The organism is Pseudomonas helvetica, from assembly GCF_039908645.1.
In the GTDB taxonomy this organism is placed as follows: Bacteria; Pseudomonadota; Gammaproteobacteria; order Pseudomonadales; family Pseudomonadaceae; genus Aquipseudomonas; species Aquipseudomonas helvetica.
This window is the reverse complement of sequence record NZ_CP150917.1, coordinates 3119387-3141714: the sequence shown is the minus strand read 5'-3', so window position 1 is coordinate 3141714 and position 22328 is coordinate 3119387. Positions and strand designations below refer to the sequence as shown.

Here is a 22328-nt window from a genome sequence, read left to right as displayed (position 1 = left end):
CGATGAATTTTTCCCAATTCTTCATTTCACGGCCGATCTTCGCAGCGGTGCTCTCGCTGCTGATCCTGATCGCCGGCAGCATCTCGCTGTTCCAGCTACCGATCAGCGAATACCCGGAAGTCGTGCCACCGACCGTGGTGGTCCGCGCCAACTTCCCGGGTGCCAACCCTAAAGTCATCGGTGAAACCGTGGCCGCTCCGCTGGAGCAAGCCATTACCGGCGTCGAGAACATGCTGTACATGTCCTCGCAGTCCACCGCTGACGGCAAGATCACCCTGACCATCACCTTTGCGCTGGGCACCGACCTGGACAACGCACAGGTTCAGGTGCAGAACCGTGTCACCCGCTCCGAGCCCAAGCTGCCCGCCGAAGTGACCCGGATCGGTATCACGGTGGACAAGGCTTCGCCCGACCTGACCATGGTTGTGCACTTGACCTCGCCGGACAAGCGCTACGACATGCTCTACCTGTCCAACTACGCCTTGCTCAACATCAAGGATGAGCTGGCGCGGCTGGGCGGCGTCGGTGACGTGCAACTGTTTGGTATGGGCGACTATTCGCTGCGGGTCTGGCTCGATCCGAACAAGACCGCTTCGCGCAACCTGACTGCGACCGATGTGGTCAACGCGATTCGCGAACAGAACCGCCAGGTTGCCGCCGGTGCCCTGGGTGCGCCACCTGCACCGAACGCCACCGCGTTCCAGCTCTCGGTCAACACCCAAGGTCGCCTGGTCTCCGAGGAAGAGTTCGAGAACATCATTATTCGCTCTGGTGAAAACGGTGAAATCACTCGCCTCAAGGACATTGCTCGCGTCGAACTCGGCTCCAGCCAGTACGCCTTGCGTTCCTTGCTGAACAACCAACCGGCCGTGGCGATCCCGATCTTCCAGCGTCCAGGCTCCAACGCTATCGAGATCTCCAACGAAGTGCGCGCCAAAATGGCCGAGCTGAAGAAGAGCTTCCCCGAAGGCATGGACTTCAGCATCGTGTATGACCCGACGATTTTCGTTCGCGGTTCCATCGAAGCGGTGGTGCACACACTGTTCGAAGCACTGATTCTGGTTGTGCTGGTGGTGATCCTGTTCCTGCAAACCTGGCGTGCCTCGATTATTCCGTTGGTGGCGGTGCCGGTGTCGTTGATCGGTACGTTCGCCGTGATGCACCTGTTCGGCTTCTCGCTTAACGCGTTGTCATTGTTCGGATTGGTATTGGCCATCGGTATCGTGGTCGACGACGCCATCGTGGTGGTGGAAAACGTCGAACGGAATATCGGCCTCGGGCTGACACCGGTCGAAGCGACCAAGCGCGCCATGCGTGAAGTAACCGGGCCGATCATCGCCACCGCGCTGGTGCTGTGTGCCGTGTTTATCCCGGCGGCCTTCATCTCCGGGTTGACCGGGCAGTTCTACAAGCAGTTCGCGTTGACCATTGCGATCTCCACGGTGATCTCGGCCTTCAACTCGCTGACCCTTTCGCCAGCGTTGGCTGCCGTGTTGCTCAAAAGTCATGATGCGCCCAAGGACCGTTTCTCGAAGGTCCTCGACGGTATTTTCGGTGGCTGGCTGTTCCGTCCGTTCAACCGTTTCTTTGATCGTGCCAGCCATGGTTATGTCGGCACTGTGGCTCGTGTGATCCGCAGCAGCGGCATCGCCCTGCTGCTGTACGCCGGCCTGATGGCGCTGACGTTCCTCGGCTTCTCGAACACGCCAACCGGTTTCGTGCCCGGCCAGGACAAGCAATACTTGGTGGCCTTCGCCCAACTGCCGGACGCGGCGAGCCTGGACCGCACTGAAGATGTGATCAAGCGCATGTCCGACCTGGCCCTGAAACAGCCTGGCGTGGAAAGCGCGGTGGCCTTCCCTGGCCTGTCGATCAACGGCTTCACCAACAGCCCTAACGCCGGCATCGTGTTCGTCACCCTGAAACCGTTCGACCAACGCAAAGACCCAAGCCAATCGGCTGGTGCCATTGCCGGAGCCTTGAACGGCCAGTACGCCGGGATTCAGGAAGCCTACATGGCGATCTTCCCGCCGCCGCCGGTACAAGGCCTGGGCACCATCGGTGGTTTCCGCCTGCAGATCGAAGACCGGGGCAACCTGGGGTATGACGAGCTGTACAAAGAAACCATGAACATCATCACCAAGAGCCGCAGCGTGCCGGAACTGGCCGGGCTGTTCACCAGCTACACCGTGAACGTGCCACAGGTCGATGCCGCCATCGACCGCGAAAAAGCCAAGACCCACGGCGTGGCCGTCAGCGACATCTTCGACACCCTGCAGATCTACCTGGGTTCGTTGTATGCCAACGACTTCAACCGCTTTGGTCGCACCTATCAGGTCAACGTTCAGGCCGAGCAGCAGTTCCGCCTCGAACCGGACCAGATCGGCCAGCTGAAAGTGCGCAACAACAAAGGCGAGATGATCCCGCTGGCGACCTTCATCAAGGTCAGCGACACCTCGGGCCCGGACCGCGTGATGCACTACAACGGCTTTATCACCGCTGAAATCAACGGCGCCGCAGCCCCTGGCTACAGCTCCGGCCAAGCGCAACAGGCCATCGAAAAACTGCTCAAGGACGAACTGCCTAACGGCATGACCTACGAGTGGACCGACCTGACCTACCAGCAAATTCTGTCCGGCAACACCGCGCTGTTCGTGTTCCCGCTCTGCGTACTGCTGGCGTTCCTGGTACTGGCCGCGCAATACGAGAGCTGGAGCCTGCCGCTGGCGGTGATCCTGATCGTCCCGATGACCCTGCTGTCGGCGATTACCGGGGTGATTCTCTCCGGTGGCGACAACAACATCTTCACCCAGATCGGCTTGATCGTTCTGGTAGGACTGGCCTGCAAGAACGCGATCCTGATCGTCGAGTTCGCCAAGGACAAGCAAGAGGAAGGCCTGGACCCGCTCAGCGCGGTACTGGAAGCCTGCCGTCTGCGTCTGCGGCCGATCCTGATGACCTCCTTCGCCTTCATCATGGGCGTGGTGCCTCTGGTGTTCTCCAGCGGTGCCGGTGCAGAAATGCGTCACGCCATGGGTGTGGCGGTGTTCTCCGGGATGCTCGGGGTGACCTTCTTCGGTCTGTTGCTGACGCCGGTGTTCTACGTATTGATCCGTCGTTTTGTGGAACGCAGCGATGCCCGCAAAGCGGCCAAGGCCCTGAAACTGGAGGCGCAACAATGAGTCTGAAAGTCTTCCTGCCGAGCTTGCTGGTACTGGCCCTGAGTGCCTGTGCCGTCGGCCCGGACTACAAGACCCCGGCAACGGAGGCGGCCAACATCACGGCCGCCACCGATGGCGCCAACGGTCAGAAGAACTTCGACCGCGCACGCTTCGAAGGTGTCTGGTGGCAGCAGTTCGATGACCCGATCCTCAATCAGTTGGTGACCCAGTCGTTGCAGGGCAACCGTGATCTGCGAGTGGCGTATGCGCGCTTGAAGGCATCTCGGGCGTTCCGTGATGACGCGGCCACCCAGACCACACCCAACGTCACCAGCCGCGCCAGCAGTGATTTGGCCAAAGGCCAGATTCCCGGCCAGACCACTCAGCGCGTCAACAGCGAACGCTATGACCTGGGCCTGGACATGGCCTGGGAAGTGGATCTGTTCGGGCGCATCCAGCGCAATCTGGAAGCCGCCGATGCCGATCAACAAGCAGCCGAAGCCGATCTGCATCAACTGCAAGTCAGCATGATTGCCGAACTGGTGGACGCTTACGGTCAACTGCGCGGTGCGCAACTGCGGGAAAAAATCGCGCTGGCCAACCTGCAGAACCAGCAAGAGTCGAGCAAAATCACCGTGAGCCTGCGTGATGCCGGCGTCGGCGATCAGCTCGATGTGGTTCGCGCCGATGCCCGCCTTGCCTCCGTCGAAGCCAGCGTGCCGCAACTGCAAGAAGTGCAGGTGCGTCAACGCAACCGCATCGCCACCCTGCTGGGTGAACGACCGGACAAACTGACCGTCGACCTCAGCCCGGCCAACTTGCCGGCGATTGCCAAGGCCTTGCCGATTGGTGATCCGGGTGAGCTGCTACAACGCCGTCCGGATATCCGCAGTGCCGAACGCAAGCTGGCCGCCGCCACCGCGCGAATTGGTGTGGCCAAGGCCGATCTGTTCCCACGGGTCAGCCTCAGCGGTTTCCTCGGCTTCACCGCCGGGCGTGGTTCGCAGATCGGCTCGTCGGCAGCCAGCGCCTGGGCGCTCAGCCCAAGCATTACCTGGGCCGCCTTCGACCTGGGCAGCGTGCGCGCTCGTTTACGGGCAGCCGATGCTAACGCCGAAGGCGCCCTGGCGACCTACGAGCAGCAAGTGTTGTTAGCGCTGGAAGAATCGGAGAACGCCTTCTCCGATTACGGTAAACGTCAACAGCGCCTGATCTCGCTGATTCGTCAGAGTGAGTCAAGCCGTGCTGCGGCTGACCTGGCGCAAATTCGCTACCGCGAAGGCACCGTGGATTTCCTGGTGCTGCTCGATGCACAACGTGAGCGCCTGGCCGCCGAGGATTCCCAGGCCCAGGCCGAGGTTGATCTTTACCGTGGCATCGTCGCCATCTACAAGGCCCTCGGCGGTGGCTGGCAACCCGAGACGGTCGCCAGCAGGTAACCCCTTTTCAAGAGCTCCTTTGGTTGGCCGCAACCAACCAAATTTTTTGCCCCGCGTCTCATTCGGTCGCGGGGCTTTTTTTGCCTGCAAACAATGGTGATTCCCCACATTCCCCCGTGTTAGCGGTGATCGTCGGATTTGCGGGTTTCCTGGACAGTCACCGTAGCCGTGGTCCCGGCACGCAGCGTGTTTTTGCCGGCATAGTCGGCGTCGATCTGAATCCGTACCGGCACCCGTTGCGCCAGTTTGACCCAGGTGTAGCTTGGGTTGATGTTGGCCAGCAAACGCCCGCCGGGCAGGTTCTCCCGGTCGGCAATGGCGAAAGCGATGCTTTGCACGGTGCCGCCAAAACGTTCGCCACTCATCAGTTCGATGTCGACCCGGTCACCCTCCGCGATTCGCGGCAGCTTGGTTTCTTCGAAGTAGCCGCTGACATAAAACGAGTCGCTGTCCACCAGCGCCACCAGCGGCCCGCCCGCGGTCGCGTAATCGCCCTGCCGCGTCAGCAGATTGGTGACGTAGCCACTGACCGGCGATTCGACCCGAGTGCGCTGCAGATCGTGTTCAGCCTCGGCCAATGCGGCGATGGCCAGTTGCACATTGGCCTGGGCAAAACCCAGGTTGGCCTGGCTGCGCAGCAAATCGGCCTGGGCCACCGACACCTCGGTACTGGATTTTTCCCACTCTTCGCCAGAGACCGCCATGCGTTCCTTGAGAGTCCGTCGACGCTGCTCCTCGCTTTGACGCTGCTTGAGCAGCGCCTGACTGGCAACGATGGTGGCTTGCGATTGCCCCAGCGAGGCCTTCGCCACTTCGACCGAACGCTTGGCATGTTCCACCGCCAGGGCGTAACGCGAGGGATCGATTTCCAACAGCAACTGCCCCTTCTCCACATGCTGGTTATCCTGCACACCCAGGCGGACGATGCGTCCCGCAACATCGGCGGACAAAGTCACCACATCGGCACGCACCCGTGCGTCCCGGGTCCACGGTGCGCGGGTGTAATGCTCCCAGGCAAACCAGCCGAGCACAAAAGCCAGCACGACCACTGCCAGTGTCGAGAATTGGGCAAGAATCTTCTTCAAGGCATCAGGCTCCCATCGCCAGTATCAACATCGCGCACACGCAGGCGTACAACGCGCCTTCGAACAAGGCTTCATGCCAGACGAATTGCAATACGCCGAGGCGCCGCAGGAACCAGTCCAGCACCAGGAAAATCGGCAAGCCCAGCAGCAGCGCCTGGGCAATCGGCGGCAGATAGACACCGCCTATTTCCAGATCAATGGTCAAGCGCAGGTACTCCTTGCAAGGTGACAGGCTCAAAGTGGCCACGGTGGCGCTCCAGGAACGACACCACGATCAACAACGCCACACGCATGCGAAACACTGACCACAGGTGTTCATGGACGCTGCAGTGCAGCGCGTCCAGCTCATCGCCCAAGGCGTGCAGGCTGTCAATCACGCGATCCACTTCGATGTTCGGCCGACCGGCAACCAGCCGCCCGACTTCCTGAACGGTGGCAAACAACCGGGTTTGCGTCTGCGGGCTCAGTAGCAGGTTGTTCTGCCCCTGCTGCCTGAGCTGGTTCAAGGCAATGCCCAGGGCCAGACAGCCGAGGCTGACCTCGAACAGGTCACGCGCAGGCTTGTCCTGGATGGCTGGCAACAGCCCCAGCATCGTGGTCAGACGGTCGACCAGACGACTCTCGAAGGCAAACTGGTTTTCATCCGTGGCCGGTTTTTTCAGCAAGGCATAGACCTGCTCGCAATTTTCCTGGTGCAGCCGGCGAATACGCAGAACGGGCCTGAAGGGGAAGATCAAGGCATACACACTCAACGCCAGCACGGTGGCGCAGGTGTAAGCGCCAGCAAATTCAAACCACTGGATCGCGGTGTTCTGCCCCAATCCGGTGTTCTGCGGGCCCAATAACAGAAATGTCGACAATCCCAGCCCGATCCCCGTCCCCGTGGTTGGCGGGCTGGACAACCCCACCGCAACGGCATACAGCAATGGCGCCAGCAACAGGGCCAACAGCTCGAAGCTACTGATCATCGGCACCAGCGCAAATTCAAGCAGCGCCGACACCACCAGCGCCAGACCCAAGCCCCGGGCATAGCTCTGGGCAGCCAACAACGGGCGGGGAAACGTCGCCATCAACGAGCAGAGGATCCCCGCCACAATCATCCCGCCCCGGGCGCCGTCCCAACCGGTTTCGATCCATATCAGGCCAGCCACCATCAGTGCGCAGAACGCACGGATGGCGTTCATCGTCGCCAGGGTGAAATCCAGATGCAGTGGATTGGCCTGACCGCGAAACACGCTACTGGCCTTGCGTCCGCTCTGGATCGCATCGCTCAATTCCAGAATCGTTTCAAGCTGCTGGAGCATTCGCGCCTGTTCCCAACGCAGTGACCATGACAGCGAGCGCAAGGTGGCCTTCAAGGGCTCGGTCAGTTGCTCCGAACGGTAGGCCAGTGCATCGAAGCGCTGTTGCAATGCCGCAAACTGGTGCCGCTGCTCGCTGGACAGCGCGCGCCCCTGCCGGGCCAGTTCATCGAGAAAGGTCAGCTCTTCGTTCAGCAAATGCTGGATTTCGGCAGGGATCTCGCCTTCCCAGCGTTCGAGCAACAGCTCGCGCTGATGGCGCAATGCGGTGAGCCGCGCGGTCAGCAACAGCAGTTGATTGCCAAGCAATTGCACCAGGTCGTCGGCACTGCGCAAACGCGGCGCGTCGTAATACAAATGCCGGCGTACCCCCTCCAGCGCACTGATCTGCCCAAGTAGCTGCATTTGCCGACGGTGGAAGTCTTCCTCGCTTTCCTCGGTTCGAATGACCGCGCTGGCATGGGTTGCCAGCAGCTTGATCACCTGATCGATCCTGGCAAAGTAATCCTTGGCCACAGCCTCCGGACGCGCGGTCAGCAGGCTGACCACACAGACACAGGCAACCGCCAGCAACGTCTCGGTCACGCGGGTCACGGCCAACAGGAAGGTGCCCTCCAGATCAGGCACTGCCAGCAGCCCCACCACTACTGCCGTATAGCCGCTGAGCACAAATGCCTGGGAACTGGTGTAGCGCAACAAGGTGCCACCGGCGGTGCACAGCGCCAGCCACAGGGACAACGTCATCACGAAAGGCACCGGCGCCTGGGGGAAGATCGCCATGATCACCACGGCCACGGCCGCACCCAGCGTGGTGCCGATGACCTGGCCAAAACTGCGGGCAAGCGCCATCCCGGCCAGGGGCTGACTGACGATGACCACGGCCATGATCGACCATTTGGGCTGGTCGAGGTCAAACACAAAGGCCAGGTACAGTGTCAGCAGCCCGGCGGTGATCGTTCTCAAGGCAAACAGCAACACCCCGGGACCGGGGTGGAGGATCGCCTTGAAGTACTGCAGCAACGCTTGCATGGAAACACTCGTCGAGTCGTCTCCAGCAAGCGTAGTCACTGCGACGACACGTGAGAGGTTTCAGCTCGATATGTGCCCATCAAGTATGGTTTTAACCACGTCCCGGGTTTGACTCGCAGCGCCAGCTGACCGATGCTGGCAGCTTTGCAAACACTGTCAGATTCCGGATTCCTGCATGCCCATGCCTCGCCGCTACCTGTACATCAGCCTGCTAGTCCTGTTTGCCGTCGGCATTGCCTGGTTTTCTCTGCGCAGTACGACGCCAGAGGTGCCCCCTGCGATCAAGCAGGGCTATCACGACGCCATGGAAAAGGCCCGCAACGGCCAACCCGGTGCGGCGCGAGTGCTCTATCAGCAGTTGGCACGTCCGGACTTGTCGGACACGCGCCGTGTCCTGTTGCATGCCGAACTGGCGAATTATCCGAGCCCCCAGGCACTGAAACTGGCAGACGCCGACCTGCAAAGCCCTGTGGTCGAGGTTCGCCAGGCGGCGATCAAAAGCATCGTCGGGCTGGTGCCCAATGGTCAACGCAGCCTGTTGCTCGGGCCATTGCTCGACGACCACGAGCAAGTCGTGCGTTTTGCCACCGCGAACGCGTTGCTGGGGCTTTCGCCGGATGATCTGGGGTTGTACTTCGGCCCTTTGCAGCAGGTCATCGATGAATACGAGCACTCGCTGAATAGTCAGCCTGAAAGCGCCGAGACCCAATACCAACTGGCTCGCCTGCACCTGCACAACGCTGAAGTGAAAGCAGCACAGCAGGCGCTCGATCAGACCTTGCGCCTGGACCCGGGCAACTTGCCCGCGCTGGTGATGCAGATCGAGGTACTGGATAAACAGGGCCAGGCCGATGCTGCCCAACAAATGCTCGCCAGACAGTTGCAGGCCCAACCTGACTCCGCTTACCTGCAGCATGCTTTAGGGTTGTGGTTGCTGCATCACGGACAAAACGAGCTGGCCTTGCTCGGTCTTTCAAAAGCGGTAGAACTTGCGCCCGACAACAGGGAATACCGCTACGACCTGGCAACCACCTTGCACGGCCAGGAAGAACTCGAAGCCGCACAAAAGCAGCTTCAGGAAATCGTTCAGCGTCACCCGGCCGATCGCAAGGCGCGAGTCACGTTGATCAACTACTGGAAGGAAAGTGGCCAGCTGCAGAACGTTCAGGTGCTGCTGGCACAACTTGAGCAGATGAATCCGGATGACCCGGCGTTGCAGCAGGGCCTGTAAACGATAGACCGCAGGAGCGGAGCTTACGAAAGCATTTCGTGCATCAAGACCTGCAACTCGTCGAGATCGAACGGCTTGGCCAGGATCGGCGCCTTTTGCGCGATCGGGCTGCCGGACTCACGAATTTCCTGCGGGTAACCGCTGATGAAAATCACCTTGAGTTCAGGTCGCAGCTTCACCGCAGGTTCGGCAATCTGTACGCCGGAGATGCCACCGGGCAGACGGTAATCGGTGATCATCATATCCAGGTGCGGTTTGCTCGCGAGAATTTCGAAAGCCTGCTCGCCATCTACAGCCTGCAAAACCCGATAGCCCTCACCCGACAGATAGGCGACCAGTACCATCAGGATCGAGGGGTCATCTTCAACGATCAATACGACGTCTTGTGCATCTTCACTCATGGGAAGCCTTTGTTCGGTCAATAGCTGCTGATACGACCCTTCGGTCACGCAGAGGTTGCGTTGCTTTGTCTGTTTTCCTGCAGCGGTAGGCAAACACGAAACAACGAACCTTGATTAATCTTGCTCTCAACAGTGATGGATCCGCCATGGGCGGCGACGATTTGCTCGGAAATAAATAGCCCTAAACCCAGTCCGGCTACCACGGTTTTCGCCGACACACGCTCGAACTGCTGAAAAATACGTTTCTGGTTTTCCTCACTGATGCCAATCCCCTGGTCCCTGATCTCCATCCGCGCTTCACCGTCCTGGCTGTACACGCGAACCTCGATCGGACGCTTGGCACCGTAACGCAGGGCGTTGGTCAGCAGGTTGGACACCACCTGCTCGATGCGAAACTCATCCCAATTGCCTTCCACCGGTAGCGGAGCGACAAACGTCACCGACGACTCGGCAGACTCCACCTGCGGTGCAAAACTCTGCAACAGGTTACCCGTCAACTGCGCCAGGTCAAAACGGCTGGGGCGAATGGACAACTTGCCGGTGCGAATCCGCGACACATCGAGCATGTCCTCGATCAAGCGGATCAGGCTCTTGATCTGCCGCTCATCGCGATCAACCATCGCGTGCATCTTGTCCAGGGTAAACGCCGCAGCATTGTCCCTGGCCAGGTGCATCTTGCGCAGCTGGGTTTCGAGGATCAGCCCGTTCAACGGTGTACGGACCTCGTGAGCGACGATCGACATGAAGTCATCGCGCATGCGCACGGCCTGCTCCAGCTCGCTCTGCGTGGCCTGCAATTGCTTGAGTAACGCCTCCTGCTCACGACGGCCTTGCTCCAGGGCTTCGACCTGCAGATTCATTGCCTTGCGCTGCCGGTACAGGTCGACAAACACGTTGACCTTGCTTTTCACCGCGTGGATATCCAGCGGTTTATGCAAAAAGTCCACGGCGCCACTTTCGTAACCCTTGAACGCGTAATGACTCTCTCGCCCGGCCGCACTGACGAAAATAATCGGAATGCTCCGGGTTTTCTCGGTACCGCGCATCAGTTCGGCCAGTTCGAAGCCGTTCATGCCGGGCATCTGCACATCGAGAATGGCGATGGCGAACTCGTGTTGCAGCAGCAATGACAAGGCTTCGTCCGCGGATAGCGCCTTGTACACCGTACGGTCTTCACGGGTGATCAGCGCTTCGAGCGCCAGCAGGTTCTCTGGCAGATCGTCGACGATCAGCAATTTGGCCTGGATATTACTCAGCATGCTTGCGGTAGATCCGTTCTTGTTTGACCAAAGGTTCGAACTGCTTGCCATAGGTCGAGAAGTCCAGGGTCTCCTTACTGCCCAGCACCAGGAAACCACGATGACACAGCGACTCATGAAACAGCCCGAAGGCACGATCCTGTAATTTTTTATTGAAATAAATCAATACATTGCGACATGAAATTAATTGAGTTTCTGAAAAGACACTGTCAGTCGCGAGGCTGTGATCGGCGAAAGTCACGTTCTCACACAGGGTCTTGTCGAAAATCGCGTGGTCATACGCCGCCGTATAGTAGTTGGCGAACGAGCACTGACCACCGGCCTGCTGGTAGTTATGGGTGTAGGCGCGGATGTTCGCCAGCGAAAAGATCCCCTGTTTGGCCTTTTCCAGCGAGCGTGGGTTGATGTCAGTGGCGTAAATGATGGTGCGCTCCAGCAAGCCCTCTTCGCGCAGCAGAATGGCCATCGAATAGACCTCTTCGCCCGTGCTGCACCCGGCAATCCAGATCTTGATCGAAGGATAGGTCTTGAGCAGCGGCACCACTTCCTGACGAATGGCCTGGAAGTGCGCCGGGTCGCGAAACATCTCGCTGACCGGAATCGTCAGCAATTGCAGCAACTGCATGAACGCCGTCGGGTCGTGCAGCACCCGCTCCTGCAGCGCGGAAATGGTTTTGCATTCGAGTTGATGCAAGGCGTGATTGACCCGGCGCTTGATCGAAGCGCCGGAGTAATCACGAAAGTCGTAGCTGTATTTGAGGTAGATCGCTTCGACCAGCAACCGCAGCTCAATGTCGGTATTTCTCTCCACTTAGATACGTTCCATCTTCGGTAACCACACGCGAATCAGCGAGAACAGGCGGTCCAGGTCGATGGGCTTGGCCAGGTAATCGTTGGAACCGGCTTGCAGGCAGCGCTCCTGATCGTCCTTCATGGCCTTGGCCGTCACCGCAATGATCGGCAACTTGCGCCAGCGCGGGTCCTTGCGGATCTCGAGGGTGGCTTCAAAACCGTCCATCTCCGGCATCATCACGTCCATCAGCACCAGGTCGATGTCATCCACCTCATTGAGTTTCTCGATCGCTTCACGACCGTTACGGCCAATCACCACGATAGCGCCCTTGTGCTCCAGCGCGCTGGTGAGGGAAAAGATATTGCGCACATCATCATCCACCAACAGCACCTTGCGGCCTTCGAAGACCCTGTCGCGGCTGCGGGCAGTCTTGAGCATCGTTTGCCTCTCATGGGACAACCGCGATTCGACTTTGTGCAGGAACAGTGTCACCTCGTCGAGCAGGCGCTCTGGCGAGCGCGCGCCCTTGATGATGATCGAGCGTGAATACTTGCGCAGATCCGCCTCTTCATCACGGGTCAGGTTACGCCCGGTATAGACGATCACCGGCGGGAACGAGCAGATATCTTCGGTGGACATGCGCTTGAGCAAGTCATTGCCGAGCATGTCCGGCAGTTTCAGGTCGATGATCATGCAGTCATAGATCGTCTCGCGCAGCAGGTCCAGTGCTTCCTGGGCCAGTCCGACAGCGGTGATCTCGATATCATCGTCACCGATCAGCCGGGCAATGCTGTCGCGTTGCAGGTCATCGTCTTCCACCAGCAGCACGCGCTTGACCTTTTGCGTCAATTTGGCTTCCAGTCGCGCGAATACGTCCTTGAGCTCTTCGCGGGTGGTCGGCTTGAGCGCATAACCGATGGCGCCCATGTGCATGGCGGCCTCGACACGGTCCTCGACGGAAATCACGTGAACCGGGATGTGCCGGGTTTCGGCGTGTTCTTTCAGGCGCTGCAACACCGTCAGCCCGGAATGGTCCGGCAGGCGCATGTCCAGCAGAATCGCATCCGGCATGAAGCGTTTCGCCAGGTCGTACCCTTCATCGGCGCCGTGAGCCACCAGGCATTGATAGCCCAGCTCGTGAGCCAGGTCGAAGAGGATGTGTGCGAAGTTCACTTCATCTTCCACTACCAGCATGCAACGGCGAGTGAACGGCGCTTTGTCACGGTCATCCGCAAAGCGCGGAATCTTCGCTTCGACGATCAGCGGTGCAGGCGCGGCAGTCACCTTGGGAGCTGCGACGACCGGTACGATCTTCAGCAGCTCACGCGGCTCATCGCCGAGGTCGACATACTGCACAGGCAACACCAGCGTGAATGAGCTGCCCTGCCCCGGCTCGCTGATGACGCTGATCGAGCCGCCGAGCAACGCTGCCAGGTCACGGGAAATCGACAAGCCCAGCCCCGTGCCACCGTAACGACGGTTGGTACTGCCATCGGCCTGACGGAAGGCCTCGAAAATACTTTCCTGCTGATCGCTGGCAATACCGATGCCCGAGTCACGAACGATAAAAGCAATGCCCTCGCCCGTCTGCCTGGCCACCGTCAGGCTGACGCTACCCTTTTCGGTAAACTTGATAGCGTTCGACAAGAGGTTCTTGAGCACCTGCTCCAGACGCTGACGATCGGTGAACACCGTCAACGGCGCATCCGCTTGCAGTTCGAGGTTGAACGCCAGACGTTTGTCCGCTGCCAACGGTTCAAACATGCCGCGCAAGCCATCGACCAGCCGCGCGACACTGGTGTTCTCCGGGCGTATTACAAGCTTGCCGGCCTCGACCTTGGAAATATCGAGAATGTCGTTGATCAGGTTGAGCAAATCGTTGCCAGCCGAATAAATCGACTCGGCAAATGTCACCTGTTCGGCGCTGAGGTTTTGTTGTGGGTTCTCTGCCAGCAACCTGGCGAGAATCAACGAACTGTTCAACGGCGTGCGCAGTTCATGGGACATATTGGCGAGGAATTCGGATTTGTACTGGCTGGAACGCTGCAACTCTTGCGCACGCTCCTCAAGTTGTACCTGGGCCTGATTCAACTCACCGTTCTTGCGATCCATCGCATCGCGCTGTTCGGCTAGCTGTTCGTTGGTCTGCTCAAGCTCGGCCTGCTGAGTCTCCAGGTGCCATTGCGACTCTTTGAGCACCCGCGACTGTTCTTCCAGCTCTTCGTTGGCAGTCTTCAGTTCTTCTTGCTGCACCTGTAACTCTTCATTGAGTTGCTGGGTCTGGGCGAGTACTTCCTGCAATCGTTGGCGATAACGCGCCGCTTCGATGGAGGTGCCGATATTCCCGGCTATCAGCTCCAGCAACTCGACATCGCGCTCGGTCAGGGCACGCAGAAACCCCAGTTCGATGACCCCGTTGACCCGATCGTCATCACGGGTCGGCACCACCAGCACACTGCACGGCACGCCCTCACCCAACCCCGAGCTGACTTTGAAATAACCGGCGGGTACTTCATCCAGACGAATCAGCCGACCTTGTTGTGCCACCTGGCCGGTAATGCCCTCGCCACTGTTGATCGCTTGCTCGCGCCCTTCCTGCTCGCGGGAGAAACCATAAGAGGCGATGCGCGTGAGGCCTCCGTGCTCTTCTTTGGCGTAAATCGCGCCGACGGCGCTGCCGAGGTATTGCGCGCAAAACTGCAGAATATTGCGTCCCAACCGATTTAACGTCAGTTGCCCAAGCACCTGTTCCGCCAATTCGGTCTGGCCATTGCGCAGCCAGGCTTGTTGTTCCAGACGTTGCGCGCTGCTCTGTTGCGCCGCGAGGTTGGCGCTGTACTTTTGCGACAGGCTGAGCAAATCGCGACGACCGACGTAGGCCAGCAAACCACTGATACCGGCAACCAACAGCAGATACAGGGAAATGCTCCAGATCGTCGTGCGTCGAACCCCTTCGTTGCGCGTGATACGCAACTGTTGCTCCATGTCGATGACATCTTCGTACTGCTTGCGGATTTCATCGGTCAGTCGCTTACCGCGGCCGGATTTCACGGCCGCCCGGTAATCACCACTGCGGTGCTGCAAGTCGATCATGGTCTGCGCGTAATCGTTCCACTCCACCTGCAACGCCTCGAGCCTGCGCAGGCGATCAACCTGCGGCGGGTTATCGGCCGTCAGTTCCTGCAAGGTCTTGAGCGCAGCGATGATCCTCGGTTTGGCTGTTTCGTAGGGATCGAGAAAATGCTCGTCACCGGACAACAGAAAACCACGCATCCCGGTTTCCAGGTCGACGGTCAGCGTTAACGCTTCGTTGGCGTTATTGATCACCCGGTCCGTGTGCTCGAGCCATTGGATCACCGACAACAGATAAGTGATCAAAGAGACAAAAAACACCGCGCTCAGCACACCCATACCCAGCGGCAAGCTGACATTGCGGCTCAACAGTTTGCGAAAACCTTGCTCATCAACCGAAGACGAAGAAGTCATTGGATGGCCTTGGTGAACCGTCGTAAGTGAAGGAGTTTGCTCCATAAACGCCCCTTGGATCTTTTATTTGAATTTCTTGCGTCGCTCAGCATGATTCAGAGAGAACGGTTACCCTGTCGACTCACGCCGGTAACTACAATCAACCTGTGACCGACCGCCTTCTTCCGAGAGCCACCACCATGTCCGCCACAGCGCCCACCATCCTTGTAGTCGAAGACGATAGCATTGTGCGCATGCTGATCGTCGACGTACTGGAAGAACTGAAGTTCAAGGTGCTGGAGGCCGACAGTGGCAAAGCAGCGCTTGCCCTGCTCAACGATAGCGCGCAAATCATCGATCTGCTGATGACCGATGTGGGATTGCCGGAGATGGATGGCCGGGAGCTGGCCGCTCAAGCGCGGGTACTGCACCCGGCGTTGCCGATACTGTTTGCCAGTGGCTATGCGGAAAGTATTGAAGTGCCGGAGGGCATGTCGGTGATTGGCAAGCCGTTCTCTATCGAGCAGTTGCGCGACAAGGTCCTGAGCATGCTTACGGCTTGAGCTCAGCTTTTCTTGCGCACTTCATTCAAGGTACTGGCCACTTTCAAGTGCCGGTACAGCAAGGTCGACGCCCATTCCCGATCGCCCTGCTCCAGCGCATCGATAATTTCCAGGTGTTCACGGCAGGAGGTGCGAACCCGTTCCAGGTTCGACACGGTATGAAATTCGGTCAGCCGGCGCAGGCGGTTTTGCTGCTGCACGGTTTGCAGGATGAAGCTATTGCCGGACGCGGCAGCCAGTAACTCGTGAAATTCGGCGTTGGCTTCGAAAAAGCTCAGGCTGTCGGGAGTGCCTTCGAGCAGTGCCTGCTGCTTCTCACGGCAACGCTGCAAGCGTTCACGCGGCAGATTGAAGGTCGGTTCGAGCAAGCCCGCGGGTTCCAGGAGCATGCGGAAGCGATAGCTTTCGAAGCGCTTTTCGGCCGAGCCCAAGGTGGGCAAAAACATCCAGCCGTGCCCGTGTTTGCGCTGCATCACACCTTCGTCGGACAACCGCAGCAAGCAACGGCGCAATACCGCTTTGCTGGCACCGTAACGACGCAACAGATCGCTCTCCATCACCTGATCGGGAATCGCCTGAGCCAGTCGATCATCAATCAGCCGCTGATACAGCTCCTCATCCTCACCGATCGGCAGACTGACCTTGGCCAGCTCATCGCTGAGCGGTGTATCCAGCACGCAATAACCCTGATGGGGCAAGCGTCCGATCACCTGCTCTTGCGCCAGGTAGACCAGCGCCCCGCGAATCGGCGAGCGAGACACGCCGAAGCGCTCGGCCAGTTCGACCTCTTTGAGGTGACTGCCGGGGGTTAACTCACCAGACCGGATCGCCATGAGAATCTGCGAAGCGACTTTGGTCTGGAGTGCGGTGGGTTGGGTCATCGAAAAACGTCCATGAATCAGCTGTCAGACGCTAACTCATGAATCGGCAAACTTCCAGTCAATACAAGCGCATAAGGCACCGTTGGGCGATTGCCGGGCACAATAAACACCATCAGCTGTGGTTTAATTGCGCCCCGCGTTTCTCCCCAGTCTTCTGCCTGCATCAAGGAAATCCCGTTCATGAGTCAGCCCCGCGCAACCAAAGTCCTGGTCATTGGTTACGTCTGGCCCGAGCCGCGCTCGTCCGCAGCCAGCGGACACGTGATGCAAATCCTTGAAACGTTTTTACAGCAAGGCTGGGATATCACGTTCAGCAGCCCGGCCGGTGTCGGCGAACACAAGGCCGACCTAGCGGAATTGGGCATTCGTGAAGTCCCCATCGAGCTGAACAACAGCAGCTTTGATACATTCGTCAGCGATCTGGCTCCGGATATCGTTCTGTTCGATCAGTTCATGATGGAAGAACAGTTCGGCTGGCGTGTCGAGAAACATTGCCCTGACGCCTTGCGCGTACTTGAGACCTCTGATCTGCAGAGCTTGCGACATGCCCGTCACCAGCGGCTCAAGGACCGCCTGAAGGCCAGTGACGACGCCAATGACTTCAGCGAGTTGTTCGCCCCGGCATTGCGTGAAGAGTTCGAGCTCATGGCCGATACCGATCTGGCCAAGCGTGAAATAGCCGCGCTGTTGCGCTGTGACCTGAACCTGATGATCTCGCAAGTGGAAATCGAGCTGCTGATCGAACAGTTCAAACTGCCGCGCCAGTTGCTGCACTGGTGCCCGTTGATGATCGACCCGCTCACTCAGCCGTTCACACCCTTCGAGGACCGTGCGCACTTCCTGAGCATCGGCAATTTCCGTCACGCGCCGAACTGGGACGCCGTGCTCTGGATGAAAACCACCCTCTGGCCACTGATCCGGCAACAACTGCCCGGTGCGCAACTGCATATTTATGGCGCTTATACGCCGCCAAAGGCGACCGCGCTGCACAACCCGAGCCAGGGGTTTCACGTGATGAACTGGGCCGAAGACGCCTTGCAGGTCATGTCCGCGGCACGCATCTGCCTGGCTCCGCTGCGCTTCGGCGCTGGCATCAAGGGCAAGATTGTCGACGCCATGCTGTGCGGCACACCGAATGTCACCACGCCGGTCGGTGCCGAAGGTATGTCGGGGAATATGCCTTGGCCGGGTGCGATCGCCGAAAGCGCCCAGAGCCTTGCCGATGCAGCTGTGCTCCTGTATCAAGACAAGACGCAGTGGACCCTTGCTCAAACCGCCGGCATCAAACTATTGGCCGATCGTTACCAGCAGCGCGTTCATGGCCCGGCATTGATTGATCGACTGACGGGTTGCCGCGAAAACCTGTTGAAACAGCGCAACGATAACTTTATCGGCAGTATGCTGCGGCATCATCAGCACAAGAGCACTCAATATATGTCGCAGTGGATTGAAGAAAAAAACCGCAATAACGGATAAGCATTCGTTAACCCGCGGGTCGTTCATGCTGACTTTTCAGTCGAGCCCGAAACAAAAGACCATCACTTTTGTTTCGCTTTCGCCTTCATAAGATTGGCTTTCATGCAATGAGCAACCAGCGCCGACTCTTCAAAGAAATCGACATTGATCACACTGCAATTCAACACCCTCTCATTGCGAGCCGGGTCAAACCACTCGTTCAAATGAGTGGTTATATTCACAGGCCCTTGTGCCAACCCGTAACTCGTGGCGGACAATGACCATGGCATCCCAACACCATTTGGATACGCTATGGTCTTGGTAATAAACACCTTCACATCAGCGACACTGGCGAAGTCTATCCCCGCCCACTCACCTCTGAGTCCCCAATTGAAGTAACTGCGATCAACGTCCCCATAAGACGCCAGCATGACACGTTGAAATGGACTGGTTCTTTTTAGTTCCCCCAACGTCAAGTAACGATTTTCGGGGGGAATCACCCGTCCTCCCAAGTGTTGCGTCAGCAGTCGGGAAAATTCCTTTACGTCGAATGGACTGCTATCGGAGCTTAGTTGCTGGAAGTTCAAGACAATGAACTCATCGGGATTTTGCTCAAGGAACCTGTCCACGGCCATGATCAGATCTTCCAGGGCCCGAGAAGATCGATATCCATTGTGCTGAAACCAGAAGCCGCCCTTGCCGTCATACTCAAGCCTGAGATCAAGTGCCCGGGCACCATTGACCAGTTGATAGTAAAAACTATTATTCTGGCAGGCTGCCCAGTGGCTGACGCCCGGAACGGCATAAGAAGCCTTTTTGTCGACGCCCGAATTGTGAGCGCCTGGCAATACCAACTCCCCCACTGTCAAGCCGTCGAGGGCGGGCATGCCGGTCATCCATTTATAAAATTCGTTAGCCATATTTCACCCATTACGTATGTGTTTTTGCGCGCAGCATGACAATGTGCTCTTCGCAACTTTCGCTGTCTTTATATCCGCATACACGCCCGCTAACCACTCACCCAACAACATCAAGATTGACAATATATTACTGTGCCGCCAGCGTATTCCTACGTAACAAAAGGATCGTAGTAGCTGTCACCCGGCACACACTGCACTTATCTTGTTATGTACAGCCTGCGTCCGCAAAGGCTCAGCACTCAACACCCAAAATACATACCGCGCGTCTACGGATTGACACGTGTAACAAAAAGCAGGAGCACACATGCCACGAAACACTGCAGGACATTTAAACAAACAGACCTGGATGAACGAAGTCCTGGATATTGACACCCTGAAGTTAACCGACATTATCTGGCCAGGCGCCCACAATTGCGGCATGGATAAAAAGGCCCCTAACTACGACGTGGTTATCGGCCATTGGACAACCTGTCAAAACGATACATTTTCCTGGCAACTGGCCCAGGGCGTCAGAGCGTTCGATATACGCCTGGGGTATAAGCCGGGGCACGATCAGGATATCTTTTATTTTCACCACAATGGCCTGGAGTCTCATCGCGTCCTGGATGAACTTATCGACGCCGTTCTGGCGTTTCTTCAACGCAATCCCAACGAGTTCATCGTGCTTGATTTTCACCTTCTGGCGGGTGGCAAGCACGCCTTCGACTATAAAAAGTTCAACGCCTTGCTCTTGAGGCGGCTGGGACACACAACCATTCCATTTTCACAATCGCACCTCTCCATCGGGCAACTGAAGCGAGCCAGCCCTCATCGCAGGCTAGTGCTGGCCGCCCACGGGCCGGATGATCTTGATGAAACTACGTTCTGGCCAAGAGTTGTTCACAAGTGGAGCGACAAGGGATTCACTGATATCGACGATTTGCGCAGCCACATTGCCAACACATTGAATACTGAGCATTCCGGCGATTTTCTATGGTCCCTGTCAGCCACCAGTTATTCGTTTCTTGGAGGTCCCGTGGACATCAAGCACTCTATCAACGACTGGTTTCATCAATCACGGGACTGGGTGAGTCGCTGCTGCATCATCAACACCGACTTTGTCGAAGAGTCCGAAATTGTTCGTTATTGCTGGATAGCCAACAGTATGAAGGCCGTCAGCATGCGCTGATCGTGCTAGCGCCAGGCGCGTATCTCAAGACTGGTGTCCCTTTCTTGAAGAAGGCATTATCGGCTGCAGTTACTCACAAGCGTGCAGCCATGACCCGAGCGGCAAGAGTCACCGACCCCGCATACGAATTGATGGACGACCACAATGGGTTGTCCATCATTTATCGCCAGCACGGATTCCCCTGCCCGCTGGTGCGTTGGCATTTCCATAAGGAATACGAACTGCACCTGATTGTCGCCAGCTCGGGCAAGGTGTTCATCGGTGATTACATCGGCAATTTTTACCCCGAAACACTGTTTCTGACCGGCCCTAACCTGCCCCACAACTGGATCAGCCAGGTCGCCGAAGACGAAGTGGTGCCCAAGCGCGACATGCTGGTGAACTTCACCGATGAGCTGTTCGAAAGCGGCCATCAGGTGTTCACCGAGCTCAAGAGCCTGACGCCCCTGCTGGAGCGTGCGCAGTACGGCATCGAATTTCGCTGTAAACACACGATCCGCCAGGCCATGGACTTGATGCAGCGGATTGCCGACGCCAAAGGCGTTACCCGCCTCGGGTACTTTTTCATTCTGCTGGAGTTGCTGGCGGCCACCGACGATTACCAGTTGCTGTCCGGTGCCACCACGCCGCAATTGGCTGACGAACACAACATCGACCGTACCAACCGGGCAGTGGATTACATCTTTGCCCACTACGCTCGCGAACTGCCACTGGAAGAAGTCGCCGAACACCTGGGCATGAAACCGACCTACTTCTCGCGAGTCTTCAAGCAGGCGACCGGCCGCTGTTTCATCGAGTTCGTCAATCGCTTGCGCATCAGCAAATCCTGCGAGCTGCTGGCCGATGGCGATAAACCGGTGACCGAGGTGTGCTTTGAGTCGGGCTTCAACAATATTTCCAACTTCAACCGGCGCTTTCAGCAACTCAAAGGCATGACCCCTTCCCATTACCGTCGGCTGGCGGTGCAGCGTTTGACTGAACAAAATCTCGGTTAGCCTAATGGTTTCAGGCTTCGGCAAAGCGCCGTAATTGCATTTCCTTCAACCGGCTGTGGGTCCGGCGAAACGGGAACTCCAGGTAACCCTCGGTATACAGCTCATCCATCGGCACCTGCGCGTCGAGGTACAGCGGCACTTTGCGGTCGTAGCACTCGTCAACCAGCGCGATGAAGCGCCGCACGCTGTCGTCATGTACCGACAATTGCGGGAGTTCACGGTCGCCGGCCTCGACGCGCTCGGCGCCATCCTCAGTGCCACGGGCAATTCGACCGGGGCGCTGATGGGCGCTGAGATTGGGGACTTCGCTCAACAAAATAGCGCTGAAGCGATCACACAACGCCATGAAGTCCATCGCCGCAAATGGCTGCTCGCACAGGTCCGCGTAACGGCACCAGAGTACGGTTTCACTGGCCTTGACGACCGTCACCGAACGATAGCCGATGATCACCGGATCGCTGGATACCGCCTGTCCTTCAGTCAGTTGTTTGAACACCTCACTCATTGGATCGGGCTGACCGGGTGCGCTGACCCAATAACGCTGCAGCGCTGCGCCAGGATGCAATCGGTGATCTTCGCCACCGTCCACCGCCACCACATGCATGTGGCCTTTGATCGCGGCAATCCCCGGCAAAAACCGGTCACGGTTGAAACCGTCTGCGTAGAGCTGATCCGGTGGTTGGTTGGAGGTGCAGACCATCACCACGCCTTCGTCGAACATCACCTGAAACAATCGGCCGAGGATGATCGCGTCACCGATGTCATTGACAAACAATTCGTCGAAACACAGCACCCGCACATCCCGGGCCAACTCACGGGCCAGAGCCCGCAGCGGATCGGCGGTGCCGGTCAATTGAAACGAGCGCTGATGCACCCAGCCCATGAAATGGTGAAAGTGCTGACGCCGTGCCGGCACCCGCAGGCTTTGGTAAAACTGATCCATCAACCAGGTCTTGCCACGCCCGACCGGGCCCCAGAGGTAAACCCCGGTGACTGGTGTCCGGCCTTGATGCAAGGCCTCGTGACACTGCTGCAACGCCAGAACGGCATGCTCTTGCGCGGCATCGGGGACGAAGCCTTTTTGCTTGATTGCGTAGTGGTAAGCGCTGAGGGGCGAATCGAAAGTCATATCGGCCATGGGTCCGAACGCAAAAGTCCAGAGTATGCCACGCTCAGCGTAGG

The 22328-nt window shown here is 58.1% G+C and carries 18 protein-coding genes; 7 read left to right on the top strand and 11 right to left on the bottom strand.

Annotated elements, in window-relative coordinates; all coding sequences use genetic code 11:
• The first annotated feature begins 2 nt into the window (after nt 1-2).
• Together AABM55_RS14445 and AABM55_RS14440 are read left to right on the top strand one after the other, a co-directional pair.
• Complete coding sequence (locus AABM55_RS14445) at nt 3-3182, top strand: efflux RND transporter permease subunit (RefSeq protein ID WP_103314534.1); 3180 nt, start codon at nt 3-5, stop codon at nt 3180-3182.
• Complete coding sequence (locus tag AABM55_RS14440; RefSeq protein ID WP_347929951.1) at nt 3179-4600, top strand: efflux transporter outer membrane subunit; 1422 nt, start codon at nt 3179-3181, stop codon at nt 4598-4600. Before AABM55_RS14445 ends, AABM55_RS14440 begins: the two co-directional genes overlap by 4 nt.
• A gap of 119 nt (nt 4601-4719) precedes the next feature.
• Here the strand turns inward: AABM55_RS14440 and AABM55_RS14435 are convergent, their stop codons facing one another.
• Genes AABM55_RS14435 through AABM55_RS14425 form a run of 3 tightly spaced genes read right to left on the bottom strand, consistent with a single transcriptional unit; the run spans nt 4720 to nt 8015 of the window.
• Nucleotides 4720-5685, bottom strand: coding sequence for an HlyD family secretion protein (locus tag AABM55_RS14435; protein WP_347929950.1), 966 nt, complete (start codon nt 5683-5685; stop codon nt 4720-4722).
• A 4-nt stretch (nt 5686-5689) separates the two neighbouring features.
• Nucleotides 5690-5890 (bottom strand): DUF1656 domain-containing protein, encoded by a 201-nt coding sequence (locus tag AABM55_RS14430; protein ID WP_054597206.1) that lies wholly within the window; start codon nt 5888-5890, stop codon nt 5690-5692.
• Nucleotides 5880-8015, bottom strand: coding sequence for an FUSC family protein (locus tag AABM55_RS14425; RefSeq protein WP_054597205.1), 2136 nt, complete (start codon nt 8013-8015; stop codon nt 5880-5882). The genes AABM55_RS14430 and AABM55_RS14425 overlap by 11 nt, the downstream gene beginning before the upstream one ends.
• 175 nt (nt 8016-8190) lie before the next feature.
• On the opposite strand from AABM55_RS14425, the gene AABM55_RS14420 reads away from it, so the two are divergent.
• Nucleotides 8191-9246, top strand: coding sequence for a HEAT repeat domain-containing protein (locus AABM55_RS14420; protein ID WP_054597204.1), 1056 nt, complete (start codon nt 8191-8193; stop codon nt 9244-9246).
• Between the two features lie 23 nt (nt 9247-9269).
• On the opposite strand, the gene AABM55_RS14415 is transcribed toward AABM55_RS14420, so the two are convergent.
• From AABM55_RS14415 to AABM55_RS14400, 4 genes are read right to left on the bottom strand one after another with little or no spacing between them, the layout of a single operon-like run.
• Nucleotides 9270-9647 (bottom strand): response regulator, encoded by a 378-nt coding sequence (locus AABM55_RS14415; RefSeq protein WP_054597203.1) that lies wholly within the window; start codon nt 9645-9647, stop codon nt 9270-9272.
• A gap of 44 nt (nt 9648-9691) precedes the next feature.
• The gene (locus tag AABM55_RS14410) at nt 9692-10906 is read right to left on the bottom strand and encodes a hybrid sensor histidine kinase/response regulator (RefSeq protein ID WP_054597202.1); all 1215 of its coding nucleotides are present in this window, start codon (nt 10904-10906) and stop codon (nt 9692-9694) included.
• On the bottom strand, nt 10896-11717 hold the full coding sequence (locus AABM55_RS14405) for a protein-glutamate O-methyltransferase CheR (RefSeq protein WP_054597201.1): 822 nt from the start codon (nt 11715-11717) through the stop codon (nt 10896-10898). Before AABM55_RS14405 ends, AABM55_RS14410 begins: the two co-directional genes overlap by 11 nt.
• On the bottom strand, nt 11718-15185 hold the full coding sequence (locus tag AABM55_RS14400) for a response regulator (RefSeq protein WP_347929949.1): 3468 nt from the start codon (nt 15183-15185) through the stop codon (nt 11718-11720).
• 179 nt (nt 15186-15364) lie between these two features.
• Here AABM55_RS14400 and AABM55_RS14395 point away from each other — a divergent pair, with 179 nt between their 5' ends.
• Nucleotides 15365-15727 carry a response regulator gene (locus AABM55_RS14395; protein ID WP_347929948.1) on the top strand — a complete coding sequence of 121 codons (363 nt, stop codon included), beginning with the start codon at nt 15365-15367 and terminating at the stop codon, nt 15725-15727.
• Between the two features lie 2 nt (nt 15728-15729).
• On the opposite strand, the gene AABM55_RS14390 is transcribed toward AABM55_RS14395, so the two are convergent.
• Both AABM55_RS14390 and AABM55_RS14385 read right to left on the bottom strand, forming a co-directional pair.
• On the bottom strand, nt 15730-16608 hold the full coding sequence (locus AABM55_RS14390) for a GntR family transcriptional regulator (protein ID WP_054597198.1): 879 nt from the start codon (nt 16606-16608) through the stop codon (nt 15730-15732).
• A gap of 17 nt (nt 16609-16625) precedes the next feature.
• A complete protein-coding gene (locus AABM55_RS14385) occupies nt 16626-16790 on the bottom strand; it encodes a hypothetical protein (RefSeq protein WP_347929947.1) in 165 nt (54 codons plus the stop codon).
• Between AABM55_RS14385 and AABM55_RS14380 the strand changes: the two genes are divergently transcribed.
• Nucleotides 16789-18084, top strand: a complete 1296-nt coding sequence (locus tag AABM55_RS14380; protein WP_347929946.1) for a glycosyltransferase — start codon at nt 16789-16791, stop codon at nt 18082-18084. The two genes, AABM55_RS14385 and AABM55_RS14380, sit on opposite strands and share 2 nt — an antisense overlap.
• A 62-nt stretch (nt 18085-18146) precedes the next feature.
• On the opposite strand, the gene AABM55_RS14375 is transcribed toward AABM55_RS14380, so the two are convergent.
• On the bottom strand, nt 18147-18983 hold the full coding sequence (locus AABM55_RS14375) for a phospholipase (RefSeq protein WP_347929945.1): 837 nt from the start codon (nt 18981-18983) through the stop codon (nt 18147-18149).
• Nucleotides 18984-19287: 304 nt separating this feature from the next.
• Between AABM55_RS14375 and AABM55_RS14370 the strand changes: the two genes are divergently transcribed.
• Together AABM55_RS14370 and AABM55_RS14365 are read left to right on the top strand one after the other, a co-directional pair.
• Nucleotides 19288-20151 (top strand): phospholipase, encoded by an 864-nt coding sequence (locus AABM55_RS14370; RefSeq protein WP_347929944.1) that lies wholly within the window; start codon nt 19288-19290, stop codon nt 20149-20151.
• Nucleotides 20152-20240: 89 nt separating this feature from the next.
• Nucleotides 20241-21146 (top strand): AraC family transcriptional regulator, encoded by a 906-nt coding sequence (locus AABM55_RS14365; protein WP_054597194.1) that lies wholly within the window; start codon nt 20241-20243, stop codon nt 21144-21146.
• Between the two features lie 10 nt (nt 21147-21156).
• Here AABM55_RS14365 and zapE read toward each other — a convergent pair whose 3' ends face one another.
• Complete coding sequence (gene zapE / locus AABM55_RS14360) at nt 21157-22275, bottom strand: cell division protein ZapE (RefSeq protein WP_347930031.1); 1119 nt, start codon at nt 22273-22275, stop codon at nt 21157-21159.
• Nucleotides 22276-22328: the final 53 nt, after the last annotated feature.

Coding starts and splice junctions, on each gene's coding strand:
- AABM55_RS14445 (WP_103314534.1), top strand. CDS start 3: ATGAATTTTTCCCAATTCTTCATTTCACGGCCGATCTTCGCAGCGGTG.
- AABM55_RS14440 (WP_347929951.1), top strand. CDS start 3,179: ATGAGTCTGAAAGTCTTCCTGCCGAGCTTGCTGGTACTGGCCCTGAGT.
- AABM55_RS14425 (WP_054597205.1), bottom strand. CDS start 8,015: ATGCAAGCGTTGCTGCAGTACTTCAAGGCGATCCTCCACCCCGGTCCC.
- AABM55_RS14420 (WP_054597204.1), top strand. CDS start 8,191: ATGCCCATGCCTCGCCGCTACCTGTACATCAGCCTGCTAGTCCTGTTT.
- AABM55_RS14415 (WP_054597203.1), bottom strand. CDS start 9,647: ATGAGTGAAGATGCACAAGACGTCGTATTGATCGTTGAAGATGACCCC.
- AABM55_RS14410 (WP_054597202.1), bottom strand. CDS start 10,906: ATGCTGAGTAATATCCAGGCCAAATTGCTGATCGTCGACGATCTGCCA.
- AABM55_RS14400 (WP_347929949.1), bottom strand. CDS start 15,185: ATGACTTCTTCGTCTTCGGTTGATGAGCAAGGTTTTCGCAAACTGTTG.
- AABM55_RS14395 (WP_347929948.1), top strand. CDS start 15,365: ATGTCCGCCACAGCGCCCACCATCCTTGTAGTCGAAGACGATAGCATT.
- AABM55_RS14390 (WP_054597198.1), bottom strand. CDS start 16,608: ATGACCCAACCCACCGCACTCCAGACCAAAGTCGCTTCGCAGATTCTC.
- AABM55_RS14380 (WP_347929946.1), top strand. CDS start 16,789: ATGAGTCAGCCCCGCGCAACCAAAGTCCTGGTCATTGGTTACGTCTGG.
- AABM55_RS14385 (WP_347929947.1), bottom strand. CDS start 16,790: ATGAACGGGATTTCCTTGATGCAGGCAGAAGACTGGGGAGAAACGCGG.
- AABM55_RS14375 (WP_347929945.1), bottom strand. CDS start 18,983: ATGGCTAACGAATTTTATAAATGGATGACCGGCATGCCCGCCCTCGAC.
- AABM55_RS14370 (WP_347929944.1), top strand. CDS start 19,288: ATGCCACGAAACACTGCAGGACATTTAAACAAACAGACCTGGATGAAC.
- AABM55_RS14365 (WP_054597194.1), top strand. CDS start 20,241: ATGACCCGAGCGGCAAGAGTCACCGACCCCGCATACGAATTGATGGAC.
- zapE (WP_347930031.1), bottom strand. CDS start 22,275: ATGACTTTCGATTCGCCCCTCAGCGCTTACCACTACGCAATCAAGCAA.